We start from the raw sequence: 22,771 nt of genomic DNA on the forward strand, positions 1-22,771 counted from the left end.
CTGCCGGTTGTTCGCAGGGGAAGGACAGCGTTCTTCCTGTTCCGGCGGGGTTCAAGCCATTTTAAGCAAGAGACACATGATACTGATTTTCGGAGCATTGCTGGCGGTTTACGTTTTCTGCCGCGCCATTCTGCCGCTTAGGCTGAAATGGGGCTGGAAGGCCCTGCTTGCCGTCCTTCTGGCGGTGGCGGCGTTCAAATTCCATCTGCTGCATTTGTTCGGCGGCCCCATGTTTTTCTCCCCGGTTCTGCCGGAAGGCGTCCTGCTGGCGGCCGCATGGCTGTTCTCCGTGCTTTTCCTGTTCTTTTTCCTGCTGCTGGCGGCGGATGTGATACGCCTCCTGTATTTGCTGGTTCTGTTCTGCCTGCGGAAGAAGAAGACGGAACGGTTCCGCATCATCGGCAACCGGGTGAATCTTGCCCTGCTGGCTTTCGCCGCCGTACTGGCTACCGTGGGGATGGCCGGAGGAACCGGGGTGCCGCGGGTGAAGGAGGAAACGATTTCCGTGAACCATCTGCCGGATGGGGCGGACGGCCTGACAGTCGCCGTGCTGGCGGACCTTCATGTGGACGGCATCACGCGGGCGGACCGCATCAGGAAAATTGTGGAACGCACGAATGCCCTGAATCCGGACATCGTCATTATTGCCGGGGACTTCGTGGACGGGACGGTTCCCGTGCACGGGGATGATTTGAGGCCGCTTGCGGATTTGAAGGCCAGGTACGGGGTGTTTGGCGTGCCGGGCAATCATGAGTATTATTCCGGTTATGAGGAGTGGATGGAGTTCCTGCCCACCCTGGGCATCCGTATGCTTCACAATGAACATGTGCAGACGGGCGGGGGCGCGGTAGTGCTGGCGGGGGTGACGGATCCTGTAGCCGGCATCATGGGAAAGGAGGTGCCGGATATACGCAAGGCGCTGGCGGGAGCCCCGGAAAAGGGGGTGCGCATCCTCGCCGCCCATCAGCCGCGGCTGGCCCCGGAAGCGGCGGAGCACGGCGTGGACCTCCAGGTTTCCGGCCATACGCACGGCGGCATGATTGCCGGCATTGACCGGCTGGTGGCCCGGTTCAACGAGGGCTTTGTGTCCGGATTGTACACGGTGGGGGGTATGAAGCTGTATGTCTCCAACGGGGCGGGGATTTGGAACGGCTTTCCCATCCGCATCGGCGTTCCTTCGGAAATCGTGCTGATCCGGCTCCGGAAAGAGGAATAAGAGTGTTTAGAGTGGAGTGGGTGCAATCTTTGGAACAGATGAGGGAAAACATGTTGACTTATAGCTGCTCTAACGTTTAGACAGGAAGAAGGAACAAGGGTCGTGCACGGAGACTGCCGGATGAAGCCGTTTTTCTTCCCGGGCTGTTTTCTGCGCGGCCTTCCAACCCAGACATTAAATTCATGAAAACAATATCAATGATATGCACGCTGGCGGCCGCCCTGATGACGGGGGCCGGATGCTCGGGACAGGAACAGCCCAAGGTTTCCGTGGAACCTGCCAAGGTGCTCGTCGCCTACTATTCATGGGGCGGCAATACGAAGTACGCCGCCGCGCAGATTCAGAAGGCGACGGGCGGAACCCTGTTTGAAATCAAGCCGGTCAAGCCTTACCCGTCCGGGTACCGGGAATGTACGGTACAGGCCAAAAAGGAGATTCAGGAAGGCGTCAGGCCGGAGCTGGCCGCCAGGGTGGAGGACATGGGCAAGTACGACGTGATTTTCATCGGCAGTCCCAACTGGTGGAGCACGATTGCGCCTCCGGTCGCCTCTTTCCTGGCAAGCCACGACCTTTCCGGCAAGACGGTGATTCCGTTTGTGACGCACGGAGGCGGCGGCATGGCGCGCTGCGGGGACGAGGTGCGGAAGCTGTGCCCTAAATCCACCGTTTTCAAGGGGGGAGCCTTTGCCGGGGAAGGGATCCGGACGGCCAGGCCCGCGCTGGTCAAGTGGGTCAATGACACGATCACCATCAACAAATAATGCTCCTTATGAAACGAACCCTTGCGGGAATGGCTTTTTCCCTTGCCTGTTTGATGAACCTTTCAGAAGCCCAAACCATGAATAACGATACAAGCGCCTTGTCGCCAAAAGAACAACAGATTGCCGCCATCAGCGCCCATACGGCCAGGGGCGACATGCCCGGCCTGCGGAACGCCCTGACGGCGGGGCTGGATGCCGGACTGACCCTGAACGAGCTCAAGGAGGTGCTGGTCCAGATGTATGCCTATTGCGGTTTTCCACGCAGCCTGAACGCTCTCAATGAGTTGATGGTTCTGGCCAAGGACCGCGCTTCGCGAGGCATCAATGATACGGTGGGAGCGGAGGCGGGAGCGCCGCCCGCCGGAAAGAGCATCGACTTCGGCACGGCCAACCAGACGAAGCTTTGCGGCGCTCCGGTGAAGGGGGATCTTTTCCTGTTCGCCCCGGCCATTGACGAGTTCCTGAAGGCGCATTTGTTCGGGGACATTTTCGGCCGCGACAATATGGACTGGAAGACCCGGGAGCTCGCCACCATCGCGGCCCTGGCCGCCATGACGGGCACGGAAAGCCAGTTGAACTCCCACATCCGCATCGGGAAGCACAACGGCCTGACTGACGGGCAGGTGGAGGCCATTCTGGCCGTATCCGCCGCTGCCGGGAAGAAGGACGCCTTCCCCAAAGGGGAGCCGGCTCCGGCCAATTTCACCGGAAAAGCCTGGGTAGCCATGCTGGTGGACAACAGGGATTACGACATGTCCGCCTATAACGTCACCTTTGCCCCCGGCACGCGGAACAACTGGCACAGCCATTCCGTGGGCCAGGTGCTGTTCTGCACGGAAGGCACGGGATACTACCAGGAGCGCGGCAAGGCCGCCCGGCGCCTGACGCCCGGTTCCGTGGTGGAAATCCCGGCCAATACGGAGCACTGGCACGGCGCGGCGCCGGACAGTGAGTTCGTGCACCTCGGCATCACGCCCAGGGCGGCTTCCAACAGGACGGCGTGGGGAGGCCCCGTGACCGATGCGGAGTATGCGGAGGCGACGGGAAGCAAATAAAAGCGCAGGGATTTTCCGGCGTTTCCTCCTTTTCCTTCGGAGAGGGGGGAAGCCGGGAAGGTTTTTCTCCCTGACGGGAAATGAAGGAAAAAACGGGGCGTCCGGGAATTCCACTGGAATTCCCGGACGCCTCCTGTTGCGGATTTAAGGGAAAGCTTATTCTTCCGGAGCGATGTTCGGTTCGCTGGCGCTGACGTGGTTCAGCGGATTGCAGCTGTCCGGCCTGTGGTTGTTCAAAAGATCCTGGTAGAATTTCTTCTTGTACTTCAAGACTTCCATCTGTTTTTTCAGGATGCGAAGCTGTTCACGGAGGCTTTTCTCCTGCTTGAAAATCAGTTCGGCGCGTTCCGGAATGGTGGTGTCCCCTTCCTGGCACAGGTCGATGTAGTGCTTGACGCCTTCAATCGGGAGGCCCGTCATCCGGAGGCAGTGAACCAAGCGCAGCCAGCCCAGGGTGTAGTCTGAAAACATGCGGGCATTGCCTCCGCTGCGGTCCACGTCCGGAATCAATCCGGCGTTTTCATAGTAGCGGATGGTGTAGGCGGACATCTCCATCATTTCCGCAACCTGTTTCACGGTATATTTGGGAGTGCGGTCATAGGAAGGCCGGTAGGAGCTGGATGGGGTCTTTTGTGTGATCATTGTGCAGTTGATGGCTTACAGTTACTCTAATATACTACCGGTTGCGGGATGGCAAGCGTTTTGCGTTGCCTCGCGGGCAATAACGTGTTCATAAGGCAGGGAAAACGGCTGGGACCGCCTTCCGGCGGACGGAAGGGTTTTCTGACTGACTAATTGCCGGATGAAGGAAAAGGGGAAAGGCCGGAAAGCCGTCTCCATGGTTGCTCCTGGAGAAGACGCCGGAACATGAAAAAGGCTGTTCCGGTGAAGGAACAGCCTTGATTCATTGGAAGAAAGCACATTTCAGGCGCGTACCCTGCGGCGGCGCAGCATCATGGCGGCAAGCCCCAGCAGGCCCAGGGAGGCCGCGGCCGGTTCGGGGACGGCCAGCGTCCCTTCCAGGGAAAGGTCTTCCACGGTGGCGTTATCTCCTCCCCGGCCTCCGGAGCTTCCCACCACGGCATAGACCTTGCCGTTGCCGTTTTCCTTCATGGCTCTCAACTGGTCTTCCGTGAGGTCATAGTGAACGTTCCAGGGGGAGCCGTCATTGTTCCTCGTTCCCTTGCAGAGTTCCACCATTTCCCCGTCCCTGGTTTCATACCAGACGGAATACGTGTACGTTCCGGTGGTTCCGGACGGGGTGAGGTTCATGCTGAAGCTCAGGCCGGAGTAATCCTGAATGTTTTCAATGGTCATTTTCAGACCGAAGCAGACGCCCGCCGTGCCGGGCATGCTGGGCAGGTTGATGGTCTGGTCTTCCGTGTTGGAGGTGGCGTTCCCCCAGCGCATGTCGCCGTTGCCGGTAGTGGTGTACCATCCGTCAGCCCGGGAACCGAGCCAGTTTTTAACGTCGTCTCCCGTGATGCCGTCCCCGGCAAGGCGTCCCGCTGAGTTGTAGCCCTGGCCCGTCATGGCGCCGATGTCGGGCATCAGCTCGACGGTTGCCGCCGCAGCGACGCCTGCCAGAGAGGCCACGGCCAGGTGGATGATGAGGTATAATGCTTTCTTCATATTCGTGTGGAATGATTGAATTATTCGCAAACTACCGGATTAACAATCCGCGGAGCTCCGGAGACGTTTCAAACGGGAACGAAGGAAAGCTCAAATGCATGGTTAACAAACACTTTCCCGTTTTCTTCCAAGCCCGCATACTGCCTGGGAATTGGGAACTCCCGGCCCTAATGGATACTCTCGCCGGAGCAGGATGGCGGCTATTGAAGGAGAACCTCCGCTGCGCTGCGGAAAGATTTTTTACCCACGAAAGGCGGGAGCCTTCCGTTCCCAGGCGCGGGAGGTGCAAATCCACCGTTTCTTTTGCAGGTTGCCTTTCGCCTGGAAAGGACGGGAGCCTGCTCCTCATCTCATGGCTGTTTCCTTTCCCAGACGCGTCTTTCCCGGAAGTTCGGGCTTCCCTGCTTCGTTGCGGAACGAAGAGAAAATCTATTGCATCAGGAACAGAAGCTGACGATTTACGGAGTATGGACAAGGGAAATTTCCCGAAAACGTTTTTCTTTCAGATGTTCATGCTTGACTCCGGATTGTTAATCCGATGCATGGTCTTCTCTATGTTTTAGGTAATTGAAACAGAATATATTATGGAGACGTTAAGAAGGTGTTTTCCTGCGCTGGTGATGCTTGTAGTTGGCAGCCGCGGGGGAGGAATACCTCAATAAAGGGAGGCGGATGGAGCCAGTGCCTCCCCGTCCGTTTCCTGAAACTCCGGTTTCACGGCTTTCCTTCCGCCGGACGGGGGCCCGGTCAGGAATTGTCCGGAGCGGGAAGTGGGGGCCGGCGTGCGCCGTGTCCCGGCAAGTCCGGGAATTCCCATGGAAAAGGGTCAAAGGGTTTGACGGGCTTTTCCGGCCCGTTACAATGAGACCGCTCCGGGATGGAGCCTGCGCCATGATTATTGCCTCCCTTTCCGATTCCGCCCGTTACGAGTCTTTGAATCCCCTTTTCCAGCGGGCTTTCGATTTTGTCAGGGAGGCCGGTCCGGCTTCCCTGGAACCGGGCCCCCATGTCCTGGAGGAAGACGCCCTGATTGTGATGGTGAATGAGCCGGCGATGAAGAAGCCGGAGAAGGCCCGCATGGAAGTGCACGACAGGTTCATTGACATCCACGTTCCCCTTTCACGGGAGGAAGGGTTTGCGTGGAAGGACCGCTCTGCCCTGGAAAAGCCTTCCGAACCGTTCAACATGGAAAAGGACGCGCAGCATTACGACGATGCGCCGGACACCTCTTTTACCGTGAAGCCGGGGCAGTTCGCCGTCTTTTTCCCGGAGGACGCCCATGCCGGCTGCATCGGGGAAGGGGCTCTCCGTAAACTGGTGATTAAAGTCAGAACGGCCTGACCCGCCTTCCGGAAAGATGGTCCGGCGCCGGAACAGGCCGTTCCTCCACGCCCGCTCCGGCTTGCCTGCCGGCGGGGCAATCATTCAATTTATTCCTCGTCTTCCACCCTCGCGTCCTGCTTGGGGTCCTGCGGAGCATTTTCCGGAATCCAGACGGCCACGTTGCCGCCGTGGACGAGGAACTGGCCGTTGCCTTCCTCGTCAATGGCGACGGTTTCCTCCACGTTTCCGGTGGCTTCCTTCCAGGTTTCCCCGGCGTGCTGCTTGCCCAAGTTCATCACCTTGTCTCCGTCCTCCCCGTTGGAGATGAGCACGGCCACGCCGGAATGCGGGTGGTCGTCATCCCCCACGCGGGTGAAGCCGATGGTGTTCGGGTGGTCAAAGTAGTAGTTCTGCTCCCCGAAGGCATGGTTTTTACGGATTTCCAGCAGGTTGTCGATGATGCCGCGGTGCATGGGCGGGTTGCCGCTTACTCCGTAGTAGTCCCCGTAGAAGATGCAGGGATAGCCTTCCTTCATGAGCAGGATGAGCGCATAGGCGGAGGGCTTGAACCAGTCTTCCACGGCTGATTCCAGGGAGCTGCCCCACTGGGAGTCATGGTTGTCCACAAAGGTGACGGCCAGCGTGGGGTGGTTCTGGACCAGGGTGCCGTCCAGAATCTTGGAAAGGTCGTAATCACGGCCCTGCTTGGAAGCCTGGTACATGTTGTAGTGCAGGGGCACGTCAAACAGGTCCACCTTGTAGCGTTCCTCCTTGAGGTATTCGTTCAGGGAGTCCAGGTCCTGCTTCCAGTATTCGCCCACGGCGTAGAAATCCTCTCCCCTGTCCTTGCGGACGGCGGCCAGGAATTTCTTGATGAACTCGTCATTGATGTGCTTGATGGCGTCCAGCCTCATGCCGTCCAGGTCCAGTTCCCGGGATACCCATACGCCCCATTTTTCCATTTCTTTCACCACTTCCGGGTGGTCGAAGTCCAGGTTGGCGAACATGAGGTAGTCATAGTTGCCGTTTTCTTCATCCACGCCTTCGCTCCAGCTTTTCCCGTCCCCCATGATCTTGAAGATGGAAGTTTTTTCCGTAGCGGCGTCGTAGTCCGTGCCGGTGAAGTGGTACCAGTGCCATTTGAAGTCGGAGTACTTGTCTCCGCGGCCGGGGAAGTTGAAGCCGGTCCAGCCTTCGATTTCGTAGGCGTCCGTGATTTCCTTGTCCCGGTTCTGCTGGTCCACTTCCTTGGCCATGAATTTTTCCGTATAGTCCGCTCCGGCCTTGTGGTTCATGACGGCGTCCAGGTAGACGCCCACATGGTGTTCATGAAGGGCCTTGATGGCGTCCTGGAGTTCCTGCTTGGTGCCGTATTTGGTGCGGACCGTGTTCTTCTGGTCGAATTCCCCCAGGTCAAACAGGTCGTAGGTGCCGTAGCCCACGTCGTTCTGTTCCTTGCCCTTGTAGGCCGGCGGAATCCAGACGGCTGTAACGCCTATTTCCTCCAGATGGGTGGCGTCTTCCTTCAGCTTGTTCCAGAACTGCCCGTCGTTGGGCAGGTTCCACTCAAAATATTGCATCATGATTCCGTTTTTCATTTTGTCAGATTCCTTGTAAATGTCGTTCGGGTTGTTCCGCCTTCAGGAGGCCGGCTGATGGGGAAGACGGTTCCCTGGCGTCTGCCGGGCGGGGCTCCGGATGATGATTTCACACGAAGCCGTCAACAAAATAGAGTCCTTAAAGCGCGGCGCGTTCGGCATACTGCCGGTGTTATGTCCCGCAAAATGTCAGGGAGAACGTGTGGAAAGCTGGAAAAGAGGGCTTTCCGCCAGGGCCGGACTGAACCTGCCCGCGAGCCGTCAGGAGTGAAACTGGCCCTTGTTGCTGCTGGAAAAACGAGCGTCAGCGAACGAGTGTGGAAAGAGAGGGCGCGGCCTTTGTCCGCCTGTTCATTCCGAAGCCGCAGGGGCCTGCGGCGCTCCCTGGAAGGGTTTCACGCTTCGGCCGTGCTGTGGTCCAGGTAGTGCCTGTTTTTCAGCCGGTAGTATTTGAGGAACCTCCGGATGAAGAGCAGGGTGACGATGAAGGAGAGCACGTCCGCCAGCGGGAGGGAGGCCCAGACGCCGTCCTGGCCCCAGAACCTGGGCAGCACCAGCAGGAACGGCAGCAGGAAGAGCATCTGGCGCGTCAGGGAAAGGAAGATGGCCAGACGGGCCTTCCCGATGGCCTGGAAGAAGTTGCCGATGATGATCTGGCTGCCGATGAGCGGGAAGGCCAGCACGCAGATGGTGAGGCCGTTGGCCGCCAGGCTGATGAGCGCGGCGTCATCCGTGAAGAGCCCGGCAATGCCGCGGGGGAAGAAAACGCAGGCCAGGAAGCCCAGCGTGGTGAAGGAAGTGCCCGCCAGCACGCCGTACTTGAGGGTGAGCAGGACGCGCCCCGGCTTCATGGCCCCGTGGTTGTAGCCGATGATGGGCTGCATGCCCTGCGTGAGGCCGATGACGAGCATGGCGAACAGGATGAGAATGCGGTTGATGATGCCGTAAGCGCCGATAGCCAGGTCTCCCCCGTGGTCCGCAAGCTGCCTGTTGATGGCGATGGTGACCGCGCTGCCGCAGACGTTCACCAGGCACGGAGCCATGCCGATGGACAGGATGCCGGTGACGATGGCCTTCCGCAGTTCCCAGATGCCGCGCCGGAAGTGGACCGTGCTGGCCGCGTCGGAGAAGTGGAGCAGCACGCGCGCCATGCCGGTGACCTGGGCCAGCAGGGTGGCCAGGGCTGCCCCGGTGATGCCCCATTTGAACCAGAAGATGAAGATGGGAGCCAGGATGATGTTGATCCCCACGGAGAGCAGGGTGGAGCCCATGGCCTTTTTCGGGTAGCCGGTGGCCCTCATCACGTGGTTGAGGTTGAAAAAGACGTACGTGACGGGCAGCCCCAGCAGGGTGACGAGCATGAAGTCGTACGCGTAGGCGAGGGTTTGCCCGCTGGCGCCGAAGGCGGTCAGGATTTCCGTCAGGAAGAGCAGTGTGGGAACCACCAGCACCACGGCGGCGATCAGGCTCATGATGAGGACGTTCCCCAGCGTGCGCTCCGTCCCCTCCTGGTCCTTCTTGCCCAGACGGATGGAGCTGATGGCCGCCCCGCCGATGCCCACCAGCGTGCCCAGCGCAAAGGTCAGGTTCATGATGGGGAAGGTGACGGCCAGGCCGGACAGGGCCAGGGGGCCCACGCCGTGGCCGATGAAGACGCTGTCAATGATGTTGTACAGGGAGTACACCACCATGCCGGCGATGGAGGGCAGGGAGTACTGGACCAGCAGACGCCATACGGATGCGTTTTCCAATTCTGCGATGTTGCGTGACTGGGCTGCCATAGACGGACCTCCTTTTCAGACGGGAGGCAAACTATAGGAATGCGCGGAGGGGTTGTCAAGCTGTCCACCCGTCCGGGGAGCGGGCATTTTTCCGCCGGAGCGGCCGGAAAGGCCTGTTTTTGATTGACTGGGGAAGCTTTTGGGGGTTGATTCCTTTCCGCCTTTTTCCAGGAACACGCCATGACTTTTTCCGTTTGCCCTTTCCTGCGCCTTGCCGCCGTCTGCGGAGGCGCCCTTCTATGCTCTTCCTGCCTGCCCATGCTCGGCACCGGGCAGATGCTGGCGGGCAGCCATCTTGCGGACGGCCTGCTGTCCACCTCCCCCCTGGACCTGGTCTGGAGGGGGGACATCCGGTCCTTTCCCTCCTCCGGGCTGGATACGCCCAGGGGCTTCAAGGTTTCCCCGGCGGATTCCTATTCCCTGCTGATGGAGGCGCGCCCCGGCATTGCCGGAGAGTGGGCCTGCTACCATGACCGGAACAGTTACTACTGGGCCTTTGTGGCCGGGAAGAAGGAGGAGGAAGCGGGGCTTTACGCCGTGCGCCGCGGCGTGGCCGTGAACGGAACCACCGGGGAGATTGAAGACCACCCCGCCGTGCAGGCCGTCCAGCCTCCCTCCGTCATGTAGGCGCGGGTTCTGGTCTTTTTGCAAAAACTGCTGCCGGGAGCCCGTTTTCCGGGCTGTGGAGCACGATAGATTTGACAGGCAGGGGCCTTTGCGGGCGTATTATTACCCGCATGAAGTTCCTTTTATTATCGTTTGCATGGATGTGCATGGCGTGCGCCGGGGCGTGGGGGCAGGATACGGCTCCCTCCTTCCCGGCGAACGGAGCCAATTACAGGCTGTTCCCGGCGGACCAGCCGCCCCTGGTTCCCAAGCCCCAGCAGCTCCGCTGGGAAGGCAAGGCCATTCCCGTGCAGTCCGTTCGCATCCTGGCCCCGTCTCCGTCCAGGACTTCCTATCCGGAACAGATGAAGTTCATCGTTTCCGAATTGAAGTCCTTCCTGGCGGACCACCGGGTGAAGGTGGCTCCGGACGGGGCGTTCGCCGTCAAGTTCGTGAAGGGGGAGGTGAAGGCCGGCACGGAGAATCCCAAGCTGAAGGAGGAGGCCTATTCACTCCGCGTGACTCCCGGCGGCGCGCTGATTACGGCGGCGGACACCAGGGGGTTTTATTACGGCATGAAGACGCTGGAGCAGCTTCTCCTGCGCCGCGGCGGGACGACGACCATCGCCGCCTGCGACATCGTGGACTGGCCGGATTTTGAAATCCGCGGGTTCATGAACGACGTGGGCCGCAATTACATGCCGCTCCCCCTGATCGCGCAGGAGCTGGATTCCATGGCGCAGCTTAAGCTGAACGTGTACCACTTCCATTTCACGGAGCATCCCGGCTGGCGGCTGGAGTCCAAGATTTATCCGGAACTGAATGATCCCAAGAATTTCACCCGCATGCCGGGCAAATTCTATACGCAGAAGGAGTTCAAGCAGCTCGTGGAGTACTGCCGCCTGCGCAACATCCTGCTGATTCCGGAGATGGACATGCCGGGGCACAGCCAGGCGTTCCGGAAGGCGCTCAACGTGAAGATGAGCGATGAAAAGGCCACGAAGGCCCTGGTGGCCCTGATCAAGGAGATGTGCGCCCTGGTTCCCAAGGAGAAGATGCCCATCATCCACATCGGCACGGACGAGGCCCACGGCAAGGACGAGCAGGTGAACAATGACATTCTGAAGGAATACATCAATGCGGTGGAGTCCTGCGGCCGCACGCCCATGAGGTGGCACCCCGGCCTGACGCCTAAGGGCTATAACGGCTCCATCCTGCAATTGTGGTCCGGCCGCCAGAACCGCGGCGCGTGGCCTGTCAACGGGTCCAAGTACGTGGATTCCCTGGAGACCTACCTGAACCACCTCGATCCGTTTGAAACGGCCATGACCATGTACTTCCGCCGGGCCTGCCCGTTCCAGAATGCGGACGGCCTGGGCATGATGCTGTGCTCCTTCCCGGACCTGGAAATTACGGACCCGCGCAACCAGGTTCTCCAGACGCCCGTTTACGCAGGGATGGCGTTCGTTTCCGAGCCCTTGTGGAACAATCCCCATGAAAAGGTGCAGGGAGACCCCAACCAGGACGAGTACATGAAGTATTTCTCCAACCTGCCCGTGCAGGGGGACCCGCTGCTGAAAGGATTTGCGGAGTATGAAAACCGCGTGCTCGCCATCCGGGACCGCTTCTTCGTGAACAAGGAGTTCAATTACGTGCGGCAGGCCAATATTCCGTGGAAGCTGCTGGGCCCCATTCCCAACGGAGGGAAGACGGAAACGGAGTTCGCCCCGGAGGCGGACAACAAGACCGGGAAGATGAAGGATTCCTACGAGATTGACGGCGTTACCTACGAGTGGTCCAAGGACGCCTACACCGGAGCCACCATCATCTTCAAGCATTACTGCGATTTCCCGACGCTGTTCAACGGAGCGAAGATGGGGGCCTATCCCCACAAGAACCACACCTATTACGCGCAGACCTGGATTTATTCCCCGAAGGCGCAGACGGTGCCCTTCTGGATCAGCGGCCATACCTGGGCTACGTCCGACTGGCGCAACGGCCCGGCGAGCGTCCCCGGCAAGTGGTTCCACGCGAATCCCAGGTTCTTCGTGAACGGGCAGGAGATTGCCCCCCCGCAATGGAAGAAGCCGCGCAACGGCGGCGTGCTGGTGGATGAGAACTACCATTTCCGGGAGCCTTCCATGGTTCCCCTGAAGAAGGGCTGGAACCGCGTGCTGGTGAAGAGCCCCAGCAACAATTCCGCGCGCCGGTGGATGTTCACGTTCGTTCCGGTGCAGGTGAACCCCAAGACGCCCGGCTGCAACGTGAAGGAGTATCCCGGCCTCAAGTTCGCCGCGGAACCGAAGTAAAGGGCTTTTCCGGTTGTTCCCGGGCAAATGACGAAGGCATGAAGCGCGTTCCGCTTCATGCCTTCTTTGTGCCCGCGCGGGGTTCCGGGAGAGCGCGGCGTCCTGTCAGAGTTTTTTCCAGGGCAGGGCTTCCAGCATCCCGTCAAAGCCCAGGCCCGTTCCGGCGGGAACGGCCACCTGCGGGTTCATGCCGCCCATCTGGTCAAGGAAGGGGTCCGGCTCAAACAGGAGGTGCGTGCAGAGGCCGCAGAGGGGAATTTCCGTGGGCAGGGCGTTGCGGTAGTAGTCCGCCGCCTGGTAAACGGCCCAGAGCTGCCCCACGGGATGGTCCATGACGGTGGTGAACACGGGGGGCTCGTAAAGATACTCCGGCGTGGCTTCCCGCGCGGGCTTGACAATGCGGATGATGGGCAGATCCGAGGAGATGGCCGGCTGGTGCTCCGAGTCCGAGCCCATGTCCAGGGCCAGCGGCATGCCGGCGTCCACCAGCCGTTCCCAGCTCTGGACGGAGAAGGGGCACGGGTCTTCAATGAAGTCTATCCGGGTTTTCAGGTGGTGGGGCAGGGATTTCCAGAATTTCAGGGCGTCGTTTTCATTCAGGCAGCCGTTGAAGTCCAGCCGCCAGCGCCAGGCGGGGACCATGGAGGCGAGCATGGTCAGCCGTTCCAGGGCGGCGGCCAGGTTGGGGCTGGCCTTGATTTTTCCGGCCTTGAACCCCTTGGATTCCATGATGCGGATGGTGGCGGGGCTGACGCAGGAGGGCAGCGTGGCGTGGCTGGCCGGAATGTGCAGGCCGTCAAACAGGCTGGCGCCCTTCGCGCGCGCCTCCCCGTCCGTCCGGGCGCATTCCAAGGCGCGGATGCCCAGCGGCAGCGGGCTTCCCTTCCTGAGCGCGTCCAGTTCCTCCTGCAACGTGGCGTCCCCCAGCTCCGGCCACGGCTGGATGCAGCCGTACCCGCCTTCATCCGTTTTAATGAGGGCTCCTTTCCTGCATACTTCCGCGGCTCTGGCGTTCAGCGGACCGCAGGCCGTTAAAGAATATTCATGGTAAAACACAACTTTAATTCAAACAGCCTTTCAATCTTTTGTCACGATGAAAAAAGGTTTTCATTGGATTTTGGAGGGGGAATGGCTAAGCTCCGTGTCATGTACAGAACATTGGTGTTCGGAGCGGGCGGCCGTGTGGGGAGCCGCCTGGCGGCGCATCTGGAAGAGGAAGGCATGGAAGTGGTGGGATGCGGACGGGACGCCTGTGATTTAAAGGATTTAAAAGCCCTGAAAAACGTGCTGCTTTCCTCCGGCGCCACCCACGTGGTGAACTGCGCCGCCGTGAGCGGCCTGGAGGCCTGCCTGGATGATCCGGAGACGGCGCACCGCGTGAACGCCATGGCCCCGGAGATGATGGCTCGCATCTGCCGCCTGGAGGGCATGCGCTTCATCCACCTGAGCACGGACTACGTGCTGGACGGCAGGAGGGCCGGCCTGAAAACGGAGTCGGACAAGTGCCGCCCCGTGAACGTGTACGGAGAATCCAAGCTGGAGGCGGAACTCCGCGTGCGGGAGGAAATGCCGGAGGCGCTGGTTGCCCGCGTTTCCTGGGTGTTCGGCAATCCGGAACGGCCCTCCTTCCCGGAGATGGTGCTGCGGAAGGCGCTGAACGGAGAACCCCTCTCCGCCGTGGCGGACAAATGGTCCATGCCCGCGTGGGTGGAGGATTTGTGCGGGTGGCTCCGTTTCCTGGCCTATGAAAGCGACGCGTCCGGCGTGCTGCACCTGTGCCAGTCCGGGGAACCCGTCTCCTGGCACGGTTATGCCGTGACCGCTCTGAAATGCGCCGTGAAGCACGGGCTGCTGCCTTCTTTGCCGCCCGTGGCGGAACAAAAGCTCGACGAACAGGCCGGTTTCAGGGATGCTCGGCCCCGGCATACCGCCATGTCCTGCGAACGGCTCGCTTCCCTGATGAAGCGGCCCGTGAGGACGTATGAAGAGGCCATCGACCTGGCCGTGGCCCGCTATGCCTCAGATTCAACCTTCCTCTCCCGCATTTCATGAACGATTTCCGCAATTCCCGTGATTCTAGCGATTCCCGCCCCAGGCCCGCCTACCGGGACCGCCGCTCCCAGCCGGGGCGCCCGCGCACGGCTCCCAAAAAGAACCTTTTTGTCAACAAGTCCCCGGAGGGCAGTGAACAATGGCTCACGCCGTGGGTGGAGCTGAAATACTTCACGTACAATCCCGCCGTTTTCCCCCGCATGCTCGGCTCCGTGAGCGGGGAAATAGCCCCGGGAAGCCTGGTGCACGTCTATGACAAGAACGGGGAACTGTTCGGCGCGGGCTTCTGGAACGAGGCCAGCCGCACGCCCCTGCGCGTGGTGTACCACGGGAAGGACGCCTTTACCGAGCGGGACCTGGACGCCGCCCTGGAACGCGCCGTGAAGCTGCGCCGGGAGATTCTGTGCCTGGATGAAACCACCAACGCTTACCGCGTGCTGCACGGTGACTCCGACGGCCTGGGCGGCCTGGTGGTGGACCGTTACGCGGACGTGCTGAGCCTGGAGGTGAGCACGCTGGCCGTCTGGCAGAGGCTGGACCGCTGGCTGCCCCTGCTCCACCGCCTGTGCGGCACAAAGCGCCATGTGGTGCAGGTGGATGAGGGCATTGCCCGCATGGAGGGCATCCGCGCGGAGGACGCTCCGGAATCCCCCGCTCCGGTCCGGCTGGTGAAAATTGTGGAGAATGGCATCACTTATGAAGTGGACTTCGCCCAGGGGCACAAGACGGGCTTCTTCTGTGACCAGCGGGACAACCGCCTTAAATTCGCCTCCCTGGTGAAGGGGGCCGCGGTGCTGGACCTGTGCTGCTACAGCGGCGGCTTTTCCATTGCCGCCAAAATGCTGGGAGGAGCGGCGGAAGTCACGGGCGTGGACCTGGATGAAAAGGCCATCGCCATGGCGAAGAGGAACGGCAATATCAACCAGCAGCGCATCGACTTCGTGCATGCGGACGCCTTTGTCTACGCGCGCCAGATGGTGCGCAATGGGCGGCTGTTTGACGCCGTGCTGCTGGACCCGCCCAAATTCATCATCGGCAGGGAGGGGTATGAGGAAGGCATCAAGAAGTACCATGACCTCAACATGCTGGGCTTGCAGTGCGTGCGGCCCGGCGGCCTGTTCGTCACCTGTTCCTGTTCCGGCCTGCTTTCCCCTGCGGAGTTTGAGCACACCGTCATCAAGGCCGCCCAGCGGCAGGGGCGCAAGCTCCAGATCATGGCGATGACCGGCCCCGGCTGGGACCACCCCTTCCTGAGCACATACCCGGAAGGCCGCTACCTGAAGGTGCTCTGGGCCATTGCCCTGTAGGGAAGGACTGGATATTCAATGTTTCCCCGCTCTTTACGAAAGTAATGACTTGAAAAAGCACCTGCCGTTTTTATGGCAGGTGCTTTTGAAAGGTTATTCTTCAAAGGGGAACAGGTGTTTTTATTTCTTTCCCTTCTTTTTAAGAAGCCGGTCATGTTCAACCCGGTGCCTGCCCTGATAGAGAAAGTCGGTTTCAGGTTCACGGCCAACGGTGCGGTCAATCAGGTTGGGAATGTCTTCCCTGGTGTATCCGGATTGAAGCAGGAATTCTTCTACCTTGGAATATTGACCGGGAAATTCGGAGACGAGCAATTCCATGAACACTTTTTCCAGATGCTTGACTTCGTCTTCCACCATGACGTTTCTTGCTTCAATGAAAGACTCTCCCCATGCTACATCATTGATAAGAATCTTAAGCTCTCTCATGCTGAGTTGCTTGAGTTTTCTCACCTGTTCTTCAGAGCGTTTCCGGCTTTCCTCTGTTTGGGCAGGCATATCTTTAAGATCTTTATAGGCTGCAATCCTGTAGGGATTCTTCTCTCCGGCATTTTTAAACTGTTTCAGAATACGGGCGTAATAGGGAAGCAGAAGTTTCCGAATGACCGTTTTTTTCAGGGGTGGTTTCATTTTCCCGGAATTTCGGACCAGGGTTATATATTTTTCCAGATGGCCGCATACCATGGATTTACGGTTCAGGTCCTCCGCATCGTCCATATCGACATCCGGTTCCGTTTCCCGGTAGGTCTTAAAGGTAAAAATGGGGGCCAGGGCGGCGAGGTAGCAATGCCAGACTTTTTCCTTTAACTCAGCATGGATGTTATCCTGCGTTGTCAGTTTAAAAGTGAGGGCATCTTGTTCCATCTTCTTGTAAAAGGATTTGAACCGTTTGTCTTTCAGCATGGCGGCAAGTTCTCCGATACCGGGAGAGGGGTGTTTGTACTGCTCAATGCAGTCCGGGCTTTCCAACTCAGGAGCAGCCAAGGCGGAATTCCAGCCGATTATTGGCAAGACAAAACAAAGGAATAAGCGTGGCAGTATTTTCATCAAGGTTTTAGCCATCATTGCTGTTTCTTTCAAATTTAATATTGAATTTTTCGACAATCGTATTTGTCGTAGATTCATCAATGGCTTCTATATGATATTTTTGATTAGTTGTGCTCAACAGAATGGTATCTTCTGCTTCGCTTCCCTCTCCTCCATGTCCTCTATGTACATATAATTTGCATACAAGCCAAAATTTTTGAGGATTATATTTCGAATTCTTAATTGTTCCTATAATTTCTTCGATAAGACGATTATCGCCTACCATGTCATAAAAATGATTTTTGTTTCCAACGGAACCGGCAAGATTACAAGTTTTATGTTCATTCGCCAGTTCTGGTTTAGTTTTTGGAGGCTTGGAATTTTTCCCTTCCCACATGAGGCCCCCATCCCGTTCAATGATTTTGATCTTTTTGAAACTGACGTTAGTAGGAGAAAGCGTTAATTGAATAAAGCCTAAAAGGCCATGTTCCCCTTTGGAGAATTGAAACATATCAGTAGATATGGGGTTTCCGTCTCCCATGTCTATTATACCCTCAAATTTTTCTTTCTTTAACTTTTTAGGGATTCTGATATTGATAGTAATTTCAGCTTTTTGACCTTCACTTGTTTCTGCTTTGATTTTTGCGGTCGCGTCCTTCTCCAGGTCATCCTTCGCAGTCAGGGCAATTTTTAATTCCCCCTGGAGTTGTTCGGTATTAACTTGCTTGAACCCATTCCCTTCTATATCCCATTTAAGTTCTTTGATGGCGCCTTTCGGTTTGCCGACAAGCAAGAAAGTGATTTTTTCACCGATCCCGATGTTTTTCCTTTTCCGATCCTCTTCCTTATCTCCTGTTCCGCCTTTGATGTAATAATCTGCAGAACAAAGTGCTGTTTAATTTGCAGGGGGCCGGTGGCTTCTTCTTCCGTTTCTTCCAGAGTGTCTTCCTCTTCTTCATCAGCCCACAGAAAAACGGAACTGAATAGAATCATCAGAATGAGGATCGACAAACGGGAAAGAAATGAAGGGGGAGTTAGCGGCATTTTATAAAAGAATAATTGAATTTTATATAAAAACATATTATCCGTCAATATGGGTTTTTGAAATATAGGGTTATGAAAATTTTATACCAATAAATGGTTAGTCTGTTCCGTATATGGTGCGCAAAGGAGATTGAAACAGGCAGGCGCCGGAAGAGGCGATTCTTCACATCACCTTTCAGGCGTGTTGACGGCTTTTCCTCCTCCCTGCTTTGGTGGGGAGGAATATGGCAAAACAAGTATTACAGCGGCTCAGTTTCACCGCCGGGGAACTGACCCCGTGGCTGGCCGGGCGCGCCGACCTGGACCCTGTGTCCCGCGGCGCGTCCCGGCTGAGGAATTTCCTGGTCAGTCCCTTCGGCGGACTCCGGCGCAGGCCGGGAACGCGCCTGGTCGTCCGCGCTGGGTGTACGGAGGGGGCCGTGAGGCTGGTTTCCTTCAAGTACTCCACGGGCGTGCAGTTCATGCTGGAAGTGGGGCGCGGCTACATCCGGTATTTCAAGGACGGCGCGCCCCTGCCGGATGCGGAGGGCGGCGTGCTGGAAACGCCTACCCCGTGGAAGACGGACGAGCAGGTGGGGAACCTCCGGATGCAGCAGCTGAATGATGTGATTTACTGCGTGGAGCCGTCCACGCCGCCCATGACGCTGGCCCGCCATGCGGACGATGACTGGAGGCTGGAGGCGCTGGAGTTTTCCGGCATGCCCTATGAAAGCTCCCTGTTCAATGCCGTGAGGCTGGAATGCCGCATGGTGCGGGACGGCAGCGCCAACAGGCTGCTGGCCACGGCGGACGAGGATGTGTTCACGCCGGAAATGGAGGGAAGGGAATTCCTGCGCGTCACCAGGAAGTACGGAGAGGCTGTCGTGGAGGGAACGCAGATGCCCTTTTACCATCTGACGAACCTGGACCGGGACCTCTACAAGGGGGAGACTTTTTCCATGGACCGGGAAGACGGCTGGCGGCAGGCCTATACCTGCATCCGTGATTTCAGCCGGAAAAACGACTACCAGCCCGGAGTGAACCGCCCGGAGCGGTACACGGCCTTTTTTGAAAAAGGTTCCGATGCCAGCGCCCGCGTCCATGTCAGCGGCGCGTGGACGCTGGAAACGACGGGCACCTGGGATGCGGAGTGGGAAATCTGCCGGGGGTATCCGGACGGCTCCAACTACCTTCCCAACCAGCCGGAGCTGGTGTGGCATTCCGTGAAGAGCTTCCAGCAGCGGGACGGGTTCCGGAACAACTTCACCCTGAGCGGCAATGAAGAGGAAATGTCCTACTATAAAATCCGCCTGATGGCGTACAGGAACGGCGTTTCCACGGGAACGCCCGTGTTCCGGGCCGCCGCCGGCTCCTTCAACCATGAAATGGTAGTGGAGGAATATGTTTCCCCCCGCAGCGCCTACCTCGCGAACGCCCTTCACCTGTCCTATTACGTGCTGGGCGACTGCGAGACCAATGACTGGTCATTCGGCGCGTTCGGCGTCCGGAACGGCTATCCGTGCACGGTGGAGTTCCACCAGGGGCGGCTGTGGTTCGGGGGTACGCCGGGGCAGCCGCAGACGCTGTGGGCCAGCAGGGTGGATGATTTTTCCGCGTTCACTCCCGGCATTCCGTCGGATTCTCCCATGATTCTGACGATGGCGGCCTCCCAGCAGAACCGCATCTCCTGGATTGCCTCCCTCCGGGGGCTGATGATCGGCACCAGCGAGGGAGAGTGGCGCTTGTCCGCCTCCAACTCGGAAGGGCTGAATGCGTCCAATGCCGGGTTTGAGCGCCATTCCGGGGTGGGGTCCGCCTCTCTGGACGCCCTGACGGTGGAAAACAGCCTTCTGTTCGTGCAGCAGGGAGGGATGAAGGTCCGTGAATTGTTCTATTCCCTGGAGGCGGACGGCTACCAGACGCGGGACGTCAGCCTGCTGTCCGACCACCTGCTGGCGGCGGGGATTGTGGACTGGACGGTGCAGAGGAGCACGGCGTTCCACGTCTGGTGCGTGCTGGGGGACGGCAGCGCCGTGTGCATGACGCTGAACAGGGAGCAGAACGTGGCGGCGTGGCACGCCCACCGCCTGGAGCATGGACGCATCCTGTCCGTGGCGTCCCTGCGCGGCTCCCATGGCACGCCGGATGAAGAGGTGTGGTTTGCCGTGGCGCGCGGGGAAGGGAAGCGGGCCTGCATCACGGTGGAACGCCTGGCGGACGGCAACGTCTGCCTGGATGCCTGCACGGAGGCCGTGGTGCAGGGAGAGAAGATGGCCGGCCTGGGCCATCTGGCGGGGTGCGGCGCCCTCCTGCTGGACGGGGAGGGAGCCTGCCTGCCCATCAGCGTGGATGGGGAGGGGAATGCCGCCTGTCCCGGCAGGCTGGACGGAGAAACCGTGACCGTAGGGCTGGCCGCTCCGGCGGAGGTGAGGACGATGCCCCTGGAGACGCTTGAGACGCTGGGCAGGTTTAAAAAGCAGCTTGGCGCGCGGGCGCTCCTTCATGAAAGCACCCTGAAATTCCGTTACGGAACAGGCCATCCGGATGCGTGGAGGGATTTCCAGCCCGGCAGGTACGGCGTGGCGGAGCCTTATTCCGGCTACGTGCGGATGATCCACAACTACGGCATGGATGAACAGTCCTGCTTCGCCCTCCGTGTGGAGACGCCGGACCAGTTCAATCTGCTGGCCCTGGTGCTGGATGTGGAATTATAGGGCGCGGGAGCGCTTACGGCTGTTCAGCCGCCTCCTCATGGGAAAGCATGTGCACGATGACCTTGAGGCCGTGCTTTTCCCCGGCCGCCTTCGCCAGGGAGCGGATGGCGGAGGCCGTCATTCCGTTGCGGCCGATGATGCGGGCCACGTCCGTCTTTTCCAGAATCAGGCGGAAGCGGACGGCGTCTCCCTGCGGGGATTCCGCAACGCGCAATTCCGCCTGTTCCGGATGTTGCACGAATTGCAGGGCGATCAATTGCAGGTACTGGCGGATTTGTTCTACGGCAGGATGCATGAAGGGAAATGTGGGTTATTTCCATTACCCTACTATAAAACCGCCTGATTGAAAAGATGCAATTCCAGACATTCCCTGAAAAAGAAAGTCGCCCCGGTCGTAAAACGACCGGGGCGCCCCAACTACCCTATGAAACTGGATCCGTTAAGATCCAGAGAGCTTTTTTAACGAGCGCTCACCTGCTCGAAACGCAATATAGGACAGGAAAAAGGGATAAGCAAGTATTTTTTCATTGAAACGATTGTTTTTATTCAGGAAAAACAACATCGTATTCTTTACAATATCAGGCCGGAAAGAAGGATATTGTTATAATAACAAAATCATCTGCCGGGAAGCAGTTCATAAGTGAAGCCCTTAAGGTATTCCGTTTCCGGAATGTTCAGTAAAATTGGATGATCCGGTCTTTGGCCGTGTTGCTGTATCAGGCGCAGGGTGGCGGGCGCATCGATGGCGGCGTCGAGAACGCTTTCCCGGAACAGGTCCGCCCCGGCGTGGTGGGAACAGCAGAAGGTGGAAAGAATGCCTCCCGGGGCCAGAAGCTTCATGGCGCGGAGGTGGATTTCCTTATACCCGCGCATGGCGTCATGCACGGACTTCTTGTTTCTGGTGAAGGAGGGCGGGTCCAGAATGATCAGGTCCCACTTGTGCTCCCCTCCGTCCCGGACGAGGGCCGCCTCCTTTTTCAGGAAGTCGAACGCGTTGTCCGTAACGCACTGTACGGAAACCCCGTTCAGCCGGGCGTTGCGCGCCACGGCGTCCATGGCGTCCTGGGATACGTCCACGGCCGTTACCTCCGCGGCTCCGGCAAGGGCGCAGGCCAGCGCAAAGCCGCCCTGGTTGCAGAAGCAGTCCAGCACGCGGCGTCCGCGGGCAAAACGGGCCACGGCGGCGTAATTGTCCAGCTGGTCCAGGTACAGCCCTGTTTTCTGCCCCGTCTGGAGGTCAATCATGAATTGCACGTTCCCGCTGCGTGCGGCGAAGGGTTCCGGCTCCTGCCCGCGCGCCACCCGGACGGAAGGCTCAATGCCCTCCGCCGCCAGCATGGGGGAATCGTTCCTGACGATGATTCCCCTGGGGGAAAGCAGGTCTTCCAGAACGTTCAGGATAATGGGGAGGCGGTGCTCCATGGCGATGGTCAGCGTCTGGACGACCAGGTAATCCGCGTAACGGTCCACGATCAGGCCGGGGAGGCCGTCAGACTCGCTCCAGACGAGGCGCGTGAGCGTTTCCTCCGGCAGCCACTGGCGGCGCAGTTCCACCGCCTGGCTGATGCGCCTGGAAAAAAAGTCCCCGTCCAGTTCCTGCTTGCGGCGGGAAAAACGCCTGGCGACGATCTGGGAATGGGGGTTGAACATGGCGGATCCCAGGAAGCGGTCCTTGAAATCCTTCAGCGCCACGACGTCCCCCGGCTGGGGATTGCCGAAGACCTTGCGCACTTCCGTGCCGTAAACCCAGTCGTGCCCCTGAAAAATGCGTGCTCTTGGAGAAATAATCAAACCTGCCATGTCAGGAAAGGCAATACATGATCAGGGTGGAAAGTTCAAGGGTAATGCGGAGGGGTGGCGCAAGGGCCGCGGCTGCCGGAGGGAAGGGGATGTCTGTTAAAGGAGAAAAGCTTTTTTCTCTTCCCGTGCTGTTTATGCCCTTGTGGGAAGTAAGAAATAAGCTCCCTGCCATGCTCCGGATGATGGTTCGGGAGGGAAGGCCGGGAGAACCCGCCTGGTGGCTGGACGGAAAGCGAAGCATGCAACGCGCGGAACGGATGAATGTGAAAGATGAACGGCTCAACCCTACGCTTCCAGTTGGCCGTTTTCCATTTAAGCCGTGAACCTCCGCTGTCTCTCTTGATGTCCGCGCCCCGGGAACAAGGGCCTCCCGGCCCTCGTAAATCAAAACAAACCGGGTTTTCCTTCCTTGGCAGTCAGGAGCGCCGCAAACCTTTGCGGCAACTGAAGGGGAACTGGATGGTAGCGAAGTAATATTAAAAATGGCCTTTTCTGATTAAAGGGCGCGTCTTTCAGCCGAATATCCATCCGGCTGTGGCAGAAGCCTGCGGTCATTTTCCGCAGCGGGAAG

Annotated in this window: 19 protein-coding genes; 9 read left to right on the forward strand and 10 right to left on the reverse strand. The window is 58.8% G+C overall.

Going from position 1 to position 22,771, the window contains the following annotated elements; all coding sequences use genetic code 11:
* Positions 1 to 76: 76 nt before the first annotated feature.
* The 3 genes from HJW02_RS11195 to HJW02_RS11205 all read left to right on the forward strand — a co-directional run bounded on the left by HJW02_RS11195 (position 77) and on the right by HJW02_RS11205 (position 3,032).
* Entirely contained in the window at positions 77 to 1,216 is a 1,140-nt protein-coding gene (locus HJW02_RS11195) for a metallophosphoesterase (RefSeq protein WP_102721970.1), read from the forward strand.
* Between the two features lie 182 nt (positions 1,217 to 1,398).
* Complete coding sequence (locus tag HJW02_RS11200) at positions 1,399 to 1,977, forward strand: flavodoxin (RefSeq protein WP_240454324.1); 579 nt, start codon at positions 1,399 to 1,401, stop codon at positions 1,975 to 1,977.
* 77 nt (positions 1,978 to 2,054) lie between these two features.
* Complete coding sequence (locus HJW02_RS11205) at positions 2,055 to 3,032, forward strand: carboxymuconolactone decarboxylase family protein (protein WP_022397130.1); 978 nt, start codon at positions 2,055 to 2,057, stop codon at positions 3,030 to 3,032.
* Between the two features lie 156 nt (positions 3,033 to 3,188).
* Here the strand turns inward: HJW02_RS11205 and HJW02_RS11210 are convergent, their stop codons facing one another.
* Both HJW02_RS11210 and HJW02_RS11215 read right to left on the reverse strand, forming a co-directional pair.
* A complete protein-coding gene (locus HJW02_RS11210; RefSeq protein WP_022397129.1) occupies positions 3,189 to 3,674 on the reverse strand; it encodes a MerR family transcriptional regulator in 486 nt (161 codons plus the stop codon).
* A gap of 282 nt (positions 3,675 to 3,956) precedes the next feature.
* Positions 3,957 to 4,664, reverse strand: a complete 708-nt coding sequence (locus HJW02_RS11215) for a PEP-CTERM sorting domain-containing protein (RefSeq protein WP_022397128.1) — start codon at positions 4,662 to 4,664, stop codon at positions 3,957 to 3,959.
* Between the two features lie 891 nt (positions 4,665 to 5,555).
* Here HJW02_RS11215 and HJW02_RS11220 point away from each other — a divergent pair.
* Entirely contained in the window at positions 5,556 to 6,005 is a 450-nt protein-coding gene (locus HJW02_RS11220; RefSeq protein ID WP_022397126.1) for a YhcH/YjgK/YiaL family protein, read from the forward strand.
* An 89-nt stretch (positions 6,006 to 6,094) separates the two neighbouring features.
* On the opposite strand, the gene HJW02_RS11225 is transcribed toward HJW02_RS11220, so the two are convergent.
* Positions 6,095 to 7,585 (reverse strand): alpha-amylase, encoded by a 1,491-nt coding sequence (locus HJW02_RS11225; protein WP_208050642.1) that lies wholly within the window; start codon positions 7,583 to 7,585, stop codon positions 6,095 to 6,097.
* A gap of 395 nt (positions 7,586 to 7,980) precedes the next feature.
* Positions 7,981 to 9,366, reverse strand: coding sequence for an MATE family efflux transporter (locus HJW02_RS11230; protein ID WP_022397124.1), 1,386 nt, complete (start codon positions 9,364 to 9,366; stop codon positions 7,981 to 7,983).
* Positions 9,367 to 9,546: 180 nt separating this feature from the next.
* On the opposite strand from HJW02_RS11230, the gene HJW02_RS11235 reads away from it, so the two are divergent.
* Together HJW02_RS11235 and HJW02_RS11240 are read left to right on the forward strand one after the other, a co-directional pair.
* Positions 9,547 to 9,993, forward strand: a complete 447-nt coding sequence (locus HJW02_RS11235) for a hypothetical protein (protein WP_102721975.1) — start codon at positions 9,547 to 9,549, stop codon at positions 9,991 to 9,993.
* A gap of 110 nt (positions 9,994 to 10,103) precedes the next feature.
* Positions 10,104 to 12,281: a family 20 glycosylhydrolase gene (locus HJW02_RS11240; RefSeq protein WP_102721976.1), complete on the forward strand. Its 2,178-nt coding sequence runs from the start codon at positions 10,104 to 10,106 to the stop codon at positions 12,279 to 12,281.
* A 105-nt stretch (positions 12,282 to 12,386) separates the two neighbouring features.
* Here the strand turns inward: HJW02_RS11240 and HJW02_RS11245 are convergent, their stop codons facing one another.
* Positions 12,387 to 13,337, reverse strand: a complete 951-nt coding sequence (locus HJW02_RS11245; protein ID WP_022397121.1) for an enolase C-terminal domain-like protein — start codon at positions 13,335 to 13,337, stop codon at positions 12,387 to 12,389.
* A 90-nt stretch (positions 13,338 to 13,427) separates the two neighbouring features.
* Between HJW02_RS11245 and HJW02_RS11250 the strand changes: the two genes are divergently transcribed.
* Both HJW02_RS11250 and HJW02_RS11255 read left to right on the forward strand, forming a co-directional pair.
* A complete protein-coding gene (locus HJW02_RS11250; protein WP_180975150.1) occupies positions 13,428 to 14,333 on the forward strand; it encodes a sugar nucleotide-binding protein in 906 nt (301 codons plus the stop codon).
* Positions 14,330 to 15,640 (forward strand): class I SAM-dependent rRNA methyltransferase, encoded by a 1,311-nt coding sequence (locus tag HJW02_RS11255; protein WP_022397119.1) that lies wholly within the window; start codon positions 14,330 to 14,332, stop codon positions 15,638 to 15,640. Before HJW02_RS11250 ends, HJW02_RS11255 begins: the two co-directional genes overlap by 4 nt.
* A gap of 120 nt (positions 15,641 to 15,760) precedes the next feature.
* Here the strand turns inward: HJW02_RS11255 and HJW02_RS11260 are convergent, their stop codons facing one another.
* From HJW02_RS11260 to HJW02_RS11270, 3 genes are read right to left on the reverse strand one after another with little or no spacing between them, the layout of a single operon-like run.
* Positions 15,761 to 16,702: a hypothetical protein gene (locus HJW02_RS11260; protein WP_146019642.1), complete on the reverse strand. Its 942-nt coding sequence runs from the start codon at positions 16,700 to 16,702 to the stop codon at positions 15,761 to 15,763.
* Positions 16,692 to 17,456, reverse strand: coding sequence for a hypothetical protein (locus HJW02_RS11265; RefSeq protein WP_102721980.1), 765 nt, complete (start codon positions 17,454 to 17,456; stop codon positions 16,692 to 16,694). The genes HJW02_RS11260 and HJW02_RS11265 overlap by 11 nt, the downstream gene beginning before the upstream one ends.
* The gene (locus HJW02_RS11270; RefSeq protein ID WP_146019643.1) at positions 17,405 to 17,743 is read right to left on the reverse strand and encodes a hypothetical protein; all 339 of its coding nucleotides are present in this window, start codon (positions 17,741 to 17,743) and stop codon (positions 17,405 to 17,407) included. The genes HJW02_RS11265 and HJW02_RS11270 overlap by 52 nt, the downstream gene beginning before the upstream one ends.
* A gap of 188 nt (positions 17,744 to 17,931) precedes the next feature.
* On the opposite strand from HJW02_RS11270, the gene HJW02_RS11275 reads away from it, so the two are divergent.
* Positions 17,932 to 20,400 (forward strand): hypothetical protein, encoded by a 2,469-nt coding sequence (locus HJW02_RS11275; protein ID WP_102721981.1) that lies wholly within the window; start codon positions 17,932 to 17,934, stop codon positions 20,398 to 20,400.
* Between the two features lie 13 nt (positions 20,401 to 20,413).
* On the opposite strand, the gene HJW02_RS11280 is transcribed toward HJW02_RS11275, so the two are convergent.
* Together HJW02_RS11280 and HJW02_RS11285 are read right to left on the reverse strand one after the other, a co-directional pair.
* The gene (locus HJW02_RS11280; protein WP_102711411.1) at positions 20,414 to 20,695 is read right to left on the reverse strand and encodes a KH domain-containing protein; all 282 of its coding nucleotides are present in this window, start codon (positions 20,693 to 20,695) and stop codon (positions 20,414 to 20,416) included.
* Positions 20,696 to 21,015: 320 nt separating this feature from the next.
* Complete coding sequence (locus tag HJW02_RS11285) at positions 21,016 to 22,200, reverse strand: class I SAM-dependent rRNA methyltransferase (RefSeq protein ID WP_102721982.1); 1,185 nt, start codon at positions 22,198 to 22,200, stop codon at positions 21,016 to 21,018.
* Between the last annotated feature and the right edge of the window lie 571 nt (positions 22,201 to 22,771).

Origin of the sequence: Akkermansia sp. GGCC_0220 (assembly GCF_017566105.1) — a bacterium.
GTDB lineage: Bacteria > Verrucomicrobiota > Verrucomicrobiia > Verrucomicrobiales > Akkermansiaceae > Akkermansia > Akkermansia massiliensis.

Coding starts and splice junctions, on each gene's coding strand:
- HJW02_RS11280 (WP_102711411.1), bottom strand. CDS start 20,695: ATGCATCCTGCCGTAGAACAAATCCGCCAGTACCTGCAATTGATCGCC.
- HJW02_RS11200 (WP_240454324.1), top strand. CDS start 1,399: ATGAAAACAATATCAATGATATGCACGCTGGCGGCCGCCCTGATGACG.
- HJW02_RS11230 (WP_022397124.1), bottom strand. CDS start 9,366: ATGGCAGCCCAGTCACGCAACATCGCAGAATTGGAAAACGCATCCGTA.
- HJW02_RS11240 (WP_102721976.1), top strand. CDS start 10,104: ATGAAGTTCCTTTTATTATCGTTTGCATGGATGTGCATGGCGTGCGCC.
- HJW02_RS11215 (WP_022397128.1), bottom strand. CDS start 4,664: ATGAAGAAAGCATTATACCTCATCATCCACCTGGCCGTGGCCTCTCTG.
- HJW02_RS11210 (WP_022397129.1), bottom strand. CDS start 3,674: ATGATCACACAAAAGACCCCATCCAGCTCCTACCGGCCTTCCTATGAC.
- HJW02_RS11235 (WP_102721975.1), top strand. CDS start 9,547: ATGACTTTTTCCGTTTGCCCTTTCCTGCGCCTTGCCGCCGTCTGCGGA.
- HJW02_RS11255 (WP_022397119.1), top strand. CDS start 14,330: ATGAACGATTTCCGCAATTCCCGTGATTCTAGCGATTCCCGCCCCAGG.
- HJW02_RS11275 (WP_102721981.1), top strand. CDS start 17,932: ATGGCAAAACAAGTATTACAGCGGCTCAGTTTCACCGCCGGGGAACTG.
- HJW02_RS11225 (WP_208050642.1), bottom strand. CDS start 7,585: ATGAAAAACGGAATCATGATGCAATATTTTGAGTGGAACCTGCCCAAC.
- HJW02_RS11205 (WP_022397130.1), top strand. CDS start 2,055: ATGAATAACGATACAAGCGCCTTGTCGCCAAAAGAACAACAGATTGCC.
- HJW02_RS11270 (WP_146019643.1), bottom strand. CDS start 17,743: ATGTTTTTATATAAAATTCAATTATTCTTTTATAAAATGCCGCTAACT.
- HJW02_RS11220 (WP_022397126.1), top strand. CDS start 5,556: ATGATTATTGCCTCCCTTTCCGATTCCGCCCGTTACGAGTCTTTGAAT.
- HJW02_RS11195 (WP_102721970.1), top strand. CDS start 77: ATGATACTGATTTTCGGAGCATTGCTGGCGGTTTACGTTTTCTGCCGC.
- HJW02_RS11260 (WP_146019642.1), bottom strand. CDS start 16,702: ATGATGGCTAAAACCTTGATGAAAATACTGCCACGCTTATTCCTTTGT.
- HJW02_RS11250 (WP_180975150.1), top strand. CDS start 13,428: ATGTACAGAACATTGGTGTTCGGAGCGGGCGGCCGTGTGGGGAGCCGC.
- HJW02_RS11285 (WP_102721982.1), bottom strand. CDS start 22,200: ATGGCAGGTTTGATTATTTCTCCAAGAGCACGCATTTTTCAGGGGCAC.